Raw genomic sequence first — 14,315 nt, forward strand, 5'->3', positions numbered from 1 at the left:
GAAAAGAAAATGAAAAAAGTAACAACAGTATGTTTATCCACATTTATTTTAGGGAGCTTAGGCATGACTTCTCAAGCCTTTGCAGAAGATGGCGGTAGTTATACATCTAATGGTATCGTAGAATTTACACCAAGTGAAGATCCAACTAATCCGGTTGACTCAACGGATCCAACTAATCCAGTTGATCCTATTGACCCAACAGATCCTGAAGGTCCTAATCCAGGAACAAACGGTCCGTTGTCAATTGATTATGCGTCAAGTCTAGACTTCGGTGTTCAAAAAATCACGTCGAAGGATCAGACTTATTTTGCTGCTACCCAAAAATACAAGACGGTAGGCGCAACCGATGAAGTCAAAGAAGGGCCTAACTATGTCCAAATAACAGATAACCGTGGAACCGAAGCTGGCTGGTCATTAAAAGTGAAACAAGAAGGACAATTTAAATCAACTTCTGGTAAAGAATTGACTGGGGCAGCTATCACGTTTAAAAACGGAAATGTAGTGACTGCTTCAGATTCAGGCAAACCAACAGGCCCAGCCACAATCACGTTGAACTCAGATGGTAGTCAATCAGATGTAATGAGTGCAGCGAAAGGAAACGGTGCAGGAACTTATTTATTTGATTGGGGAACCGATGCAACTACAGCCGCTAAAAGTATTGAGTTAACTGTTCCAGGTTCTACAACCAAATACGCTGAAAAATACGCCACAAAATTAACATGGACGTTGACAGACGCTCCAGGAAATTAAACGAATTTTAAAAAGAAGAATAGCGGGGAACATGGTTACCTGCTATTCACTACATATAGAAAAGGAGTAAATAATTTGAACAGAAAAAAACAACGATTTCTTTTTTTTCCGATACTACTAATTCTTTTAGCGTTAGTACCTAGCAATGGTTTTGCCAGTGAATTTAATTTTGCGGTTACGCCTATTCCATCAGAAAAACAAGTAGATAAAGAAAAAACTTACTTTGATTTATTACTAGAACCAAATGAAGAAACTGAGTTGAAAGTGAACTTACGCAATGATACAGATAAAGAAGTAAAGGTAGGTATTTCCATCAATAGTGCCATTACCAATTCAAATGTAATCGTGGAGTATGGTGAAAATAAGGGGGAAAAAGATCAAAGTTTAGCGTTTGATATAAAAGACTATGTTCAATATCCTAGCTCAGTTCGTTTAAAACCGAAAAGTGAACAAACGGTTTCTATTAACGTCAAAATGCCTAATACACCCTTTGATGGAGTGTTAGCTAGTGGTATCACTTTTAAAGAAGAAACGTCGGATGAAGGTAAACGCCAAGACGATAAGATGTAAATGGCCAAGTTAAAATGTAGAAAAATGGCCAAATAAAAATGTAGGTTTATGCGTCATTTGGTACGCTTTCCTTGTGTTATTTTATTCAAGGAGGAAAGTGTATTGAGAAAAGATATTTATGAAGGAGTGTTACCTTTCATTATGACTCATACAAAACCTAATTATGCTGCTTTAGCTAACGATTACCGTACGGTAAAACGTTATTATGAAGCTGGGATAAGCAATAAATTACCTTTGCTTGCTCAAAAAAATAAAAATAAAAAAACTTTAGTTAGTGACTTTGAAGATATTATCGCTGACAAATTAGCTTTAGGCTGTTCTTCTTCTGCTATTTATCATTTTATTTCTAAACGTGGTTATCGTGGAAGTGCACGGACTCTAAGAAGATATTGTCGAAATGTTAAAGCAGATAAAATACAAAAAGCAACGATTCGTGTTGAAACAACTCCTGGTTTATCTGCCCAAGTTGATTGGAAAGAAGACCTCAAATTAGTTAATAAATTTGGTGAAGTTATTTCTTGTAATATCTTCCTTTACGTTTTAGGTTATTCAAGAATTAAATATTTAGAACTGACTTTCGATCGTTCTCAAACTACTTTATTTCGTTGCTTAACTAATGCGTTTCAATACACCGGTGGTGTTCCTGCAGAAATATGGTTCGATAATATGAAAACTGTTGTTGACCGTAGTCGTAGTCAATTTTCTAAAGTTGTTTTTAATGAGCGGTTTCGACAATATGCGAAAGAAGCGGGATTTCTTCCAATTGCTTGTCGTGCGTTTCGACCTCAAACAAAAGGAAAGGTTGAAGCTCTTGCGCGCACAATCGAACGAATTCGTGTATTTAATTATGAATTTGAAACAACTCAAGAATTAGTTGAAATTGTTCAAACAATCATGGATTCATTAAATACAGAAGAAATTTCTCAAGCTATTCATGAATGTCCTAATGACCGTTGGTCATACGAGAAAGAACAATTATCTTCTTTTGATGCGAATCAACTTAAAATCTATTCTTCTGTTGAAAAACAAATCAAACGAAAAGTATCTAACGAAGCGATGGTTCAATGGAATCAAAACAAATATTCTGTACCCATCAATTACATTGGGAAAATTCTTACACTATGTGTAAAAGAAGATAAACTTTATATTTACGATGATTCTACTCTTGTTCGTACACATACAATTACTCATCAATTATTTAATTATCATCGAAATGACTATATAGAGATTCTACGTTCTGACGTTTTTAAACACTTAGAAGACGAAGAATTAGAGCGCTTTGTTGATGAAAATTTACAAGCATATGACGAATTATAGAGGTGAATCATTATGTCTAATTACTATCATTTACTAAACAAATTAGAAGATTTGAATTTAAAACATACGAGAGAAATTTTACCAGAATATCTCGATACAATTGTTCAAGAAAACCTTAGTTTTGTAGAAGCTTTAAATCATTTAATGACAGAAGAGATAAACTCACGAAATGAAAGACAAAAAGAAAATCGCTTAAGAAAGGCAAATTTACCGTTTAAGAAAACAATCAATGACTTTGATTTCGGCTTCCAACCCAAAATTAATCGAACAGAGATTTTAGATTTGTGTACCTTACGCTTTATGGATACAAACAATAATATATTGTTTATTGGAAATAGCGGAGTGGGGAAAACTCACTTAGCTATTGCCATTACACTAGAAGCCATAACCAAAGGTTATTCTTGCCATTTTGTTTTAAGCAATGAATTAGTTAATCGACTAAATCGTGCAAATCAACGTGGAAATTTAGACCGTTTGTTAAAAAAGTATGCTTCTTACGATTTATTAATTATTGATGAAATTGGTTATTTACCTTTTACCCCTGATGGGGCAAAGTTGTTCTTTCAATTAATTAATCTTCGTTATGAAAAAAAATCGACCATTATTACAACGAATATTCCTTTGTCTCAATGGGCTGAAACTTTTCAAGATAAAAAATTAACAAATGCACTAATTGATCGATTAGTGCACCACGCTAAGATTATTCAAATTACTGGAAAGTCTTATCGGATTAAAGATTATAAAGAAAAAAAGTTGTCGTATAAGTAACCTTGTTATTTATGGACCAAAAACCTACATTTTCGGTGGCCAAAAAACGACATTTCTAAATGGCCAAAAACCTACATTTTTGAATGGCCATTGACAGATAAGAGTCAGGGGTTATCCATTAAAAATGAATATTCGTATGTCGTTGCATTATTGATGCAACAAAACAAAAAAAAGGTTGAGCCGAATTTACTTTTGAAAAAAGTCTCACCAGGACAGATTAATGCTAGAAATGTGATTTTAGTCAATCTACAAAATGATCAAAAAACATATATTAACCAAGTTGCCTTTTCGGCAGAGATTACCAAAAAGGGACATGAAGAAGTTTTATATAAAGAGGAAAAAGCAAACATGCAAATTGCGCCAAATACCAATTTTTCTGTTCCTATTGCGCTAAAAGGGCAACCACTTAAGCCAGGAGATTATCATTTGTCTATGACCGTTGTTGGGAATAAAGATGCTGCAGGCTCATTTAAAAAATCAATAAACAATGAATCGATATCTTTTAGAAATCAATGGCAATTTGAAAAAGACTTTACAATTAATGGTGAAGTTGCCAAAGAATTAAATGAAAAAGATGTCACCTTAAAAGAAAATCATTCGAATTTATATTTGATGATTGGCTTACTACTATTATTGATAGTGATTTTAATCATTGCCTGGTTGATTTGGCGAAAAAAGAAACAGGAAAAAAACGAAAGAGAAATATAAAGAGTAGTTAATTTTTGATTTGATTATCGGCAACGTTTTTGTTTGTTTTTACTTATCAAACATGCAGTTTATTCAACAAACCTAACTCAAAAAAAGAAATAATAAGAAGGAGTATTGTTAAATATCGTCTGATACCACTTTACTAGTTATATTTTTTGTTTTGTTATGTAGCTAAAGTATTTGGCAATATATGTGAGAAAAATGGATAAATACAAACATTTACTATTATGGAGTACATTGTTACTCTCGTTTTTTCAAGTAACCACTGTGCAAGCAGCAGAAGAACGGAATCCAATTTATAATCCGACCAATCCAACAGAAGAAATTTATCCGATTGAGAATACTGGCACACCAGAAAAAATGGAAGAAACAAATGAAAGTACTATTACTAGCGAAACGCAAGCGGAAGAAAGTAGCGAAGACGTTAGTAAAAAAGAAGTGATAACAAATAATCCAAAAACAAATGAAGAAAGGCCTTCTTCCAAGAAAAGTCAGCATCAAGTATTTTTCACGGATGAATTATTTGATGCTAGCCATATCACCATTGTACCAAATAGCACAGGCGGTGCTGGAACGGAGGGGCAAAACACTTTTTACTTGAATTTCATACGGGAATTAGTAGGAACGGCTATTTATGGGAGAAAGAACTGATAAATGATGAATTATGAAATTTTTTTAAATAAAGAAGATCAACGAAGTTATTCCTTGCTAAGGCATTTAGAAGAAAGTCCCACGCTATCAGGTACTTTTATTGCACTTCGCGAAGAATTATCAATGTCGAATTTTTTAGTCAAAAAAACATTAGAAAAATTAAAAGCAGATATTGACAATCTAAAGTTAAGCGACAGCTTAACTTTAGTCGTTTCTGATGTAGATGTTACACTTGAAATTGATGGAAACTATTCAAGTAAACTTTTGCTCACGAAATACTTAACAGAATCGCTCTCTTTTAAATTAGTGTTGTCTTACTTTAGAGGAAATTATAGTTTGACAAAGTTTGCTGAATGTAATCATGTCAGCACCTCTGTGGCGTATAGTACCTTACAGCGGCTAAAAAAAGCCTTAAAGGAGTATCAGATCTATTTTAGTAAGCGGGAAATTGTCGGCAATCAAAAAGCAATTTCATTTTTTTTGTATAAATTGTTCACGCTTTCCAATCAACCGATTTCCGAATTATATTCGGTAAAAGTCTATAATGAAGCGAAACGTGTATTACAGTTTGTTGAGTTAAACTATACTTTCACCACCTATGAGCGACGCAATTTTTTCCATTATTTAGCTATTATGATTAACAACGAAGGACGTGCGGTGGAAGGGATCGATACGCGTGCACTGAATACATTTTCAGAGGAACTAATAAAAAAATCGCAAGTGGCATGGGCATTGGCCTCAAAATCATTAACGTATACGATTGTTTTTTTCTTGTATTTGCATGGCAAACTAGAGAAAAAATATGTTATTCACGAAGATCCTACGATTGAAAGCCTAACTCGTGTTTTCATTGGAAGTTTTGAAAAAGCATTTAATTGTTTAGAGGAGTCAACAAGGAATACTCTAGAAGAAGGGTTAGCAATTATTCATTTCAATGTTATTTACTTTCCGATTAATATGTTTGACGATTTTGAAATGGATTTACAGTTTTTTAAGCAAACATATCCGGAATTTTATTTTTATTTAATTGAATATATTCGTTGGTTAACAGCAAAACATAAAAAAATTGCGAAAGCCAATCACTGTTTGTTTTTTAACTATCTATTGTTGCTAATTAATCATGTTCCGGTTCATTTAATTGCAGAGCCAGCCAAGGTCCTAATTGATTTTTCTTATGGAAAAGAGTATAACCAATTCATCAAAAAAAATTTATCCGTCTATGTGAATTTAAATGTAGAAATTATTGACCCGTTATCAGATACCTTACCAGATGTGGTGATTACCAATTTAAATAACTTGTATCAAGAAGAAAAGAGTAAAGTTATGGTTTGGCTGGATCCACCTCGTTCGATTGATTGGGTCAATTTAACGCAATCATTATTGACTATTCAAGAAGAAAAATATCAACATCAAAAAGAATCGACAAAGACAAGCGGTGATCCTATCGAATAGAATCATCGCTTGTCTTTGTGTTTAAGTCTTTACAAAACCACCCAAGTGTTTTATAATATGAATATACATTCATATGAATAGAAAAACATTAATGAGGAGGCGCATAACAATGTCAAAACAAACAGGTGCACACACACATGAAGAAAAAGGTAAAAACGTTCCAGTTATTCTCTTTTTTACAGGATTGGCTCTTTTCTTTATCGGTTTATTTTTAGGGAACATGCTCTTAGTGAAAAATATTCTTTTCTCATTAGCTGCTATTTTAGCTGGTTATCATATTATTGGGGAAGGCTTTGGAGATACGTATCGGGATACGAAAAACAATCGAAAGTTTTCGCCTAATATTCATTTGTTAATGACCTTAGCTGCAGTTGGTTCAGCATTAATGGGAAGTTTTGAAGAATCAGCATTGTTGATTTTGATTTTTGCGGCGGCGCATTTCCTTGAAGATTATGCTCAAGGCAAAAGCCAACGTGAAATTACAAAACTATTAAATTTAAATCCAACAGAAGCTCGCCTGATAACAGATGACGGCTCAATTCAAACTGTGTCAGTTGAACAATTGAAGATTGGTGACCGCGTGCAAGTCCTCAATGGTGCGCAAATCCCGACAGATGGCGTCGTGATTGAAGGAAGTACCGCTGTGGATGAATCATCTATTAATGGGGAAAGTATTCCCAAAGAAAAAAATAGTGGGGACCCAGTTTTTGGTAGTACTATGAACGGTTCAGGCACAATTGTTGTTGAAGTAACGAAAGATAGTTCAGAAACAGTTTTTGCAAAAATCGTACAGCTAGTGAACCAATCACAAGAAAATCAATCAGAAATTGCAAGCAAAATTAAACGATTTGAACCGAAATATGTCACACTAGTTTTAGCAGTTTTTCCACTAATTGTTTTAGGTGGCGCATTACTTTTCCAATTGACTTGGGCTGAAAGTTTTTACAGAGGCTTGGTCTTCTTAATTGCTGCCTCCCCTTGTGCTTTAGCAGCGAGTGCCGTTCCGGCAACTTTATCAGGAATTTCCAATTTAGCGAAACAAGGCGTTTTGTTTAAAGGTGGCTCATTCTTATCAAATTTAGCTGAAGTGAAAGCACTCGCTTTTGATAAAACAGGCACGCTAACAAAAGGCAAACCTGAGGTAACAGATTATCTTTTTGTTGATGGCTTAGAAGATCGCCAAGACGAATTAGTAGCTGTTTTAACAAATATGGAGAAAAAATCCAATCATCCATTGGCGACGGCGATTGTTAATCGCTTTGAAGCAGAAACAACGGCTTTAAATTTAGAAGTAGAAAATATTGTCGGGGTGGGTTTAGTAACGACCATTGCAGACACAACTTTTAGAATTGGTAAACCATCTAGTTTCGAACAAGTGCCAACAATCATTGAGAAACAAACAACGAAATTAGCAAGTGAAGGCAAAACGGTGGTGTACTTTGCCGAAAATGAACAAGTGATTGGTTTAGTGGCATTGATGGATGTTCCTAATGAAGAAGCAATGAACGCCATTCACTATTTCAAGTCACAAAATATTGAAACAACAATGATTACAGGAGATGCAAAACTTACGGGTGAAGCAGTTGGTCGCTTAGTAGGCGTGGACCAAGTTTTTGCTAATGTTTTACCTGAGGAAAAATCAGCGATTGTTGATCAATTAAAACGCGAAGTAGGAATGACAGGGATGGTTGGTGATGGCATTAACGATGCGCCCGCTTTAGTGAATGCTGACATCGGAGTGGCGATGGAGGATGGTACAGACATTGCTATCGATGTTGCAGACGTGGTAGTGATGAAAAATGATCTTTCTAAATTAGGCTATGCTCACCGTGTCTCAAAACGCTTGAATAAAATTGTGCAGCAAAATATTATTTTTTCAATGTTAGTGGTAGCAACGTTAATTATCTTGAACTTTTTAGGTATTGCGAATATCGCATTTAGCGTACTTATTCATGAAGGAAGTACCTTAGTGGTCATTTTTAATGGCTTGCGTTTATTAGTTAATACAAAATAAGTCAAATAGTCACTTGCAAGAAAGGAGAGAAAGCGATGAATTCTTTAAAAATGATTGAACTTTCTCTCACCGACGTTGTCATTCGGATGGCTCTAGCCGTGGTTTTTGGAGCTTTGATTGGGTTAGAAAGAAGTATTAAAAGAAAAGGCTTCGGTATCAGTAGTAATGCCATTTTATGTTTGGCCTCTTGTACGATTTCCATTTTACAGATTCAATCGGTGGATATTTTAGTCGATGTGGTGAAACAAAATAGCGCCTTGGCATCCATTATTTCTATGGATATTACACGATATGGCGCCCAAGTGATTAGTGGTGTAGGCTTTCTCGGTGCGGGGATTATCGTTTTTAGAGAAAGGAAAGTCTCTGGGTTAACGACAGCAGTAATGATGTGGAATGTTACTATTATTGGTTTAGTCATTGGGATGGGCTTTTTAACCATTGCGTTTATCAATCTCGTGGCAACTTTGCTAGTATTAGCTCTGGCCCATTTTAAACGAAAGACTCCTTTAAAACGATTGCAGCTTATCGTAAAAATGAAGGAACCTATGATTAAAGAAAGCCGACTGCATGAACAACTTCAAGCTTCTTTAGAAAAAGGGGAGCGCTTAGTAGAATTGACTTTGGAATCCGAACAAGAGGCAGTGACAGCAAAGATTTCTTATGTAGGCAAAGAAGATTTCTGGCATTCCAACTTGCACCATCTCTTAAAAGAAAAAGGGCACGTTCAATCTGTCTCTGTCACGGAAACAATTTAACCATAAAATAAAGCACTTGGGCGCTAGCGCGCGCCAAGTGCTTTTGTTTAAATATTTAATACTTTATCTAAGAAATCTTTTGTTCGAGGGTTTTGAGGATTTTCAAAGACTTGCTCTGGCGAACCATCTTCTAGGAAGTTACCGCCATCAATGAACATTACTCGATTAGCCACTTCTTTTGCAAAGCCCATTTCGTGAGTAACGATGACCATTGTCATTCCTTGTTTTGCTAAATCTTTCATTACACCAAGAACATCGCCAACCATTTCTGGATCAAGGGCTGATGTTGGCTCATCGAAAAGCATAATATCAGGATTCATCGCTAACGCACGTGCAATTGCGACACGTTGTTTTTGACCACCAGATAAAGAATCTGGATAGGCATCTTTTTTATCTGCCAACCCAACACGTTCTAAAAGTTCTAACGCTTTTTTCTCCGCTTCGTCTTTTGATAAGCGACCTAAATCGGTTGGTGCTAAAACAATATTTTCTAAAATAGATAAATGTGGAAACAAATTGAAATGTTGGAAAACCATGCCGATATGTTGACGGACTTGGTTGATGTCCGTATTTTTATCTGTCAAGTTCGCACCATCAATAATAATGTCTCCGCTAGAAGCTTCTTCTAATTGATTCAAGCAACGTAAAAAAGTACTTTTACCAGAACCAGAAGGACCGATGACGCAGACTACGTCGCCTTCGTTAATAGAAACATTAATGTCGTTTAAGACCGTGTTGTCACCATATTTTTTTACTAAATGTTCAACTAAGATTTTTTCAGTCATATTAGTTCACCTTCTTTTCAAGGTTTTTCGCTAATTTAGTTAAGCTAGTAATTAAAATTAAGTAGATTAACGCAATAACGAAGTAAACCATTGTACTTTGTAATGTCCGAGCAACAATAATTTTTCCTGTTTGTAGTAGTTCGATTAAGCCAATTGCTGAAAGGATAGTTGTATCTTTCAATGAAATAACAAATTGGTTAATGAATGAAGGAATCATAATGCGAATCGCTTGTGGTAAAATAATTTTTTGCATTGTCCGATTATAGGAAAGACCTAAACTTCTTGAAGCTTCCATTTGGCCAACTGGAACAGCTTTGATTCCGCCGCGCACAATTTCAGAAATATAGGCACTGGCATTTAAAGTTAATGTGATAATCCCAGCAATGAAGACCGGGATATTAAAGCCAAGCACACCAGGTAATCCGAAATAGATGAAGAACGCTAAGACCATTAAAGGAATTCCACGAATTAAATCAACATAAATGGTTGAAAGTACACGTAATGCTTTGATTGGTGAAACGCTGAATAGCCCAAAAATAACGCCGACAATTAAAGCAAGTACGAAGGAAATCAACGTTAATAGAATCGTCATCCATAAACCGTGTAACAATTGTTTCCAGTTGTTTTGCATGAAGCCAACAAACGTAGATTCGTCAGCTGTTTCTTCTTTGGCTTCGTTGCCATCTTTCACGTAAGTGCCGATAATTTTATCGTATTCACCTGTACGTTTCATTTCTTTTAAGCCTTCGTTAAACATTTCAAGTAGTTCAGGATTTTGCCCTTTTTTGACAGCAAAACCGTAAGAACCACCTTTTTCACGAGGAATTGGTGTCGCTAGTGGTTGATTTTGCGCAACCCCGTAGCCAATGACAGGATAATCATCCATCATGGCATCAACTTCGCCAATTTCTAATGCACTGTATAATGCATCAGTTGTGTCTAAATACTTAATTGAGTAATCATATTTCTTTTTATTTTTTTCTAAGAAATCAGCACTTTCAGTACCAATTTTTACGCCGACTTTTTTGCCTTTTAAATCATCATACGATTTAATTTTGTCATTGCCTTTTTTGACCGCAATTTGAATACCGCTATCAAAGTAAGGAACAGAGAAGTCGAAGGCTTTTTTACGATCATCCGTAATCGTCATGCCTGCAACCATCCCATCTGCTTGACCAGATTCAACAGCTTGGACAGCAGAACTAAAACCAATAAATTTAAATTCAACAGTAAAACCTTGCAATTCAGCTGCACGTTTGACTAAATCTACATCAATTCCGACATAATCGCCTTGGGCATTTTGAAACTCAAACGGAGCAAATGTAGAATCACTAGCAATCACATATTTCTCTTTTTTAGGAGTGATTTTTTTCATCTGTTCGCCAGCGTCTTGTGTGTTTGTTTCATCGCCTGTCGCTAAGTAGTTGTTTAAAATTTTATCATAAGTACCATTGTCTTTAAGATTTTTCAAACCAGCGTTGAACTTTTTGATTAATTCAGGGTTTTGACCTTTTTTCACTGCGAAACCATAAGAACTGCCTGTTTCTTTATCGCCAACTAATTGTAATTTTTGGCCATTTTTCACTGCGTAGCCCAATACAGGATAATCATCAACGATTGCATCCGCTTCACCGTTTTCTAAGGCTTTATAAAGACCCGTTGCATCGTCAAAATTTTTGATGGTGTAGTCATATTTCTCTTTATTTTTTTCAAGGAAGTTGGCACTTTCAGTTCCAACTTTAGCCGCAACCGTTTTGCCTTTTAAATCATCATATGATTTAATTTTGTCGTTTCCTTTTTTAACCGCTAATTGTAAACCGCTATCGAAGTATGGATCTGAAAAATCAAAGGATTTTTTTCGCTCATCCGTAATACTCATTCCAGCAATCATGCCATCAATTTGTTTAGATTGAATCGCTTGGACTGCACTATCGAAGCCTAATGGTTTTAAATCCACTTCAAAACCTTGATCTTTGGCAATCGCATCTAATAAATCAACGTCAATACCAATGTATTTTCCTTTTGAGTCTTGGAATTCAAAAGGGGCGAATGTTAAATCCGTTCCAATTGTATATTTCTTTCCTTCTGCATGTGCTGAAGTGCCACTAATGAATGTTAGCAGAGTTACCATCATCACAAAGAAAGTAAGTAAAAAGTGTTTCCTTTTCATAAAATACCTCCTAGTTTTGCATATTGAACAATTATATAGTAAGAAATAGGAAGCTGACAAGTATTTGAACGCTAAAAAGAGAAAAAAACTCTAATTTCCTTACATTGCATGTTATAAAATGTGACATAGAAATTAAGAACAAAAGATTAAGATCAGTTGAAGTCCGAAACAGCAAAAGTGGCGAAAATATGTTCGGTATGTTAAACTAATAAGTGGACATTCTGCCAGAATGGGCCGATAATTTAAGAGAAATTAGACACTTTGAGGGGGAGTTATAAATGATCGAAAGAGAAACTTCCAATACCTTTCATTTGGCTTCTAAATATGAGCCTGCCGGAGATCAGCCAGCCGCTATTGCTGAACTAGTTGACGGTGTCAAAGGTGGAGAAAAAGCTCAAATTTTACTTGGAGCGACCGGAACAGGTAAAACATTTACAATCTCTAATGTGATTCAAGAAGTGAACAAACCAACATTAGTGATTGCACATAATAAAACACTAGCTGGACAATTATACGGGGAATTTAAAGAATTTTTCCCAGATAATGCGGTCGAGTATTTTGTCAGTTACTATGATTATTATCAACCAGAAGCATATGTACCCTCAAGTGATACATATATTGAAAAAGATTCCAGTATTAATGATGAAATTGATAAACTACGCCATTCAGCGACAAGTTCTTTATTGGAACGAAACGATGTCATCGTGGTAGCATCAGTTTCTTGTATTTTTGGTTTAGGGGATCCGCGGGAATACAGCCAACAAGTTGTTTCATTACGTGTGGGAATGGAAATGGATCGTAATGAGTTACTAAAAAGCTTAGTCGATATTCAATTCGAACGAAATGATATTGATTTTCAACGGGGGCGTTTTCGTGTCCGCGGTGATGTGGTTGAGATATTCCCAGCTTCACGGGATGAGCATGCGCTACGTGTTGAATTTTTCGGAGACGAAATTGATCGAATTCGTGAAGTAGATGCGTTAACTGGTGAAATTGTCGGCGAAACAGAGCATGTCGCTATTTTTCCGGCAACACACTTCGTGACGAACGAAGAACATATGGAACACGCCATATCGCAGATCCAAGAAGAATTAGAGGCACGTTTGAAAGTGCTTCGCAGTGAAAATAAATTATTGGAAGCTCAACGTTTGGAACAGCGAACCAACTATGATATTGAGATGATGAGAGAGATGGGCTATACGTCAGGGATTGAGAATTACTCTCGACATATGGATGGTCGCCAAGAAGGGGAACCGCCATATACGCTGTTGGACTTTTTCCCAGATGACTTCTTACTTGTAATCGATGAGTCTCATGTAACAATGCCGCAAATTAGAGGAATGTATAATGGCGACCGAGCACGGAAACAAATGTTAGTGGACTATGGTTTCCGTTTACCAAGTGCACTTGATAACCGACCGCTTCGTTTAGAAGAATTTGAACAACATGTAAACCAAATTGTTTATGTATCGGCAACACCAGGCCCTTATGAAATGGAACAAACAGAGACGGTTGTTCAACAAATCATTCGACCAACAGGTTTACTAGATCCAGAAGTAGAAATCCGCCCAATTATGGGTCAAATTGATGACTTGGTGGGCGAAATTCATGAACGGATCGAAAAAGATCAGCGGGTGTTTGTCACAACCTTAACGAAGAAAATGGCCGAAGATTTAACCGACTATTTCAAAGAATTAGGCTTAAAAGTTAAATATTTGCATAGTGATATAAAAACACTGGAAAGAACGGAGATTATTCGCGATTTACGATTAGGCGAATTTGATATTCTAATAGGTATTAACTTATTACGTGAAGGAATCGATGTGCCAGAAGTTTCCTTAATTGCGATTCTAGATGCGGATAAAGAAGGCTTCTTACGTAGTGAACGCTCGTTAGTGCAAACGATGGGACGGGCTGCCCGGAACGCTGAAGGAAAAGTCATTATGTATGCAGATAAAATCACCGATTCGATGCAACGAGCTATGGATGAAACGGCACGACGTCGGGCAATCCAAGAAGCATATAATGAAGAACATGGTATTGAACCAAAAACAATTATTAAAGAAATTCGTGATTTGATTTCTATTTCCAAAACAGCTGATAAAGATGAAACAGTGGTTCAATTGGATAAATCATATGAAGATTTATCAAGACAAGAAAAAGCTGATTTATTAATGAAACTTGAAAGAGAAATGAAAGATGCGGCCAAAGCGTTAGACTTCGAAACTGCAGCTACATTACGAGATACCATTCTTGAATTGAAAGCTGCCAAATAAGTCAACCAACGGATTAAGTAAAAGATACGATGAACCATCGTATCTTTTACTAATCTTTTCTCTATAGAATGACTTGAAATGATTTGACGTAAGAGATTT

Annotated in this window: 10 protein-coding genes and 2 pseudogenes; 10 read left to right on the forward strand and 2 right to left on the reverse strand. The window is 35.8% G+C overall.

Annotated elements, in window-relative coordinates; genetic code table 11:
* Positions 1 to 9: 9 nt before the first annotated feature.
* The 9 genes and pseudogenes from IGJ63_RS02395 to IGJ63_RS02435 all read left to right on the forward strand — a co-directional run bounded on the left by IGJ63_RS02395 (position 10) and on the right by IGJ63_RS02435 (position 8,985).
* Positions 10 to 750, forward strand: a complete 741-nt coding sequence (locus IGJ63_RS02395) for a WxL domain-containing protein (RefSeq protein ID WP_101732326.1) — start codon at positions 10 to 12, stop codon at positions 748 to 750.
* 75 nt (positions 751 to 825) lie between these two features.
* Positions 826 to 1,314, forward strand: a pseudogene (locus IGJ63_RS02400) (DUF916 domain-containing protein); the annotation flags it as partial.
* Positions 1,315 to 1,422: 108 nt separating this feature from the next.
* Positions 1,423 to 2,637: an IS21 family transposase gene (gene istA, locus IGJ63_RS02405; RefSeq protein WP_438745843.1), complete on the forward strand. Its 1,215-nt coding sequence runs from the start codon at positions 1,423 to 1,425 to the stop codon at positions 2,635 to 2,637.
* 12 nt (positions 2,638 to 2,649) lie between these two features.
* Positions 2,650 to 3,405, forward strand: coding sequence for an IS21-like element helper ATPase IstB (gene istB, locus IGJ63_RS02410; RefSeq protein ID WP_002351240.1), 756 nt, complete (start codon positions 2,650 to 2,652; stop codon positions 3,403 to 3,405).
* A gap of 96 nt (positions 3,406 to 3,501) precedes the next feature.
* Positions 3,502 to 4,113 (forward strand): annotated as a pseudogene (locus IGJ63_RS02415) (DUF3324 domain-containing protein); the annotation flags it as partial.
* A 201-nt stretch (positions 4,114 to 4,314) separates the two neighbouring features.
* Complete coding sequence (locus IGJ63_RS02420) at positions 4,315 to 4,764, forward strand: hypothetical protein (RefSeq protein ID WP_002407355.1); 450 nt, start codon at positions 4,315 to 4,317, stop codon at positions 4,762 to 4,764.
* A 3-nt stretch (positions 4,765 to 4,767) separates the two neighbouring features.
* The gene (locus IGJ63_RS02425) at positions 4,768 to 6,216 is read left to right on the forward strand and encodes a helix-turn-helix domain-containing protein (RefSeq protein ID WP_101731867.1); all 1,449 of its coding nucleotides are present in this window, start codon (positions 4,768 to 4,770) and stop codon (positions 6,214 to 6,216) included.
* Between the two features lie 109 nt (positions 6,217 to 6,325).
* Positions 6,326 to 8,230 carry a heavy metal translocating P-type ATPase gene (locus IGJ63_RS02430; protein WP_438745891.1) on the forward strand — a complete coding sequence of 635 codons (1,905 nt, stop codon included), beginning with the start codon at positions 6,326 to 6,328 and terminating at the stop codon, positions 8,228 to 8,230.
* Between the two features lie 35 nt (positions 8,231 to 8,265).
* A complete protein-coding gene (locus IGJ63_RS02435; protein ID WP_002361276.1) occupies positions 8,266 to 8,985 on the forward strand; it encodes an MgtC/SapB family protein in 720 nt (239 codons plus the stop codon).
* 47 nt (positions 8,986 to 9,032) lie between these two features.
* On the opposite strand, the gene IGJ63_RS02440 is transcribed toward IGJ63_RS02435, so the two are convergent.
* Positions 9,033 to 9,770 carry an amino acid ABC transporter ATP-binding protein gene (locus IGJ63_RS02440; RefSeq protein WP_002355616.1) on the reverse strand — a complete coding sequence of 246 codons (738 nt, stop codon included), beginning with the start codon at positions 9,768 to 9,770 and terminating at the stop codon, positions 9,033 to 9,035.
* A gap of 1 nt (position 9,771) precedes the next feature.
* Positions 9,772 to 11,940, reverse strand: coding sequence for an amino acid ABC transporter substrate-binding protein/permease (locus IGJ63_RS02445; RefSeq protein WP_438745893.1), 2,169 nt, complete (start codon positions 11,938 to 11,940; stop codon positions 9,772 to 9,774).
* 278 nt (positions 11,941 to 12,218) lie between these two features.
* Here IGJ63_RS02445 and uvrB point away from each other — a divergent pair, with 278 nt between their 5' ends.
* Positions 12,219 to 14,216, forward strand: a complete 1,998-nt coding sequence (gene uvrB, locus IGJ63_RS02450) for an excinuclease ABC subunit UvrB (RefSeq protein ID WP_002355618.1) — start codon at positions 12,219 to 12,221, stop codon at positions 14,214 to 14,216.
* Positions 14,217 to 14,315 lie beyond the last annotated feature (99 nt).

The organism is Enterococcus sp. DIV1375a, from assembly GCF_051712205.1.
Classification (GTDB): domain Bacteria; phylum Bacillota; class Bacilli; order Lactobacillales; family Enterococcaceae; genus Enterococcus; species Enterococcus faecalis.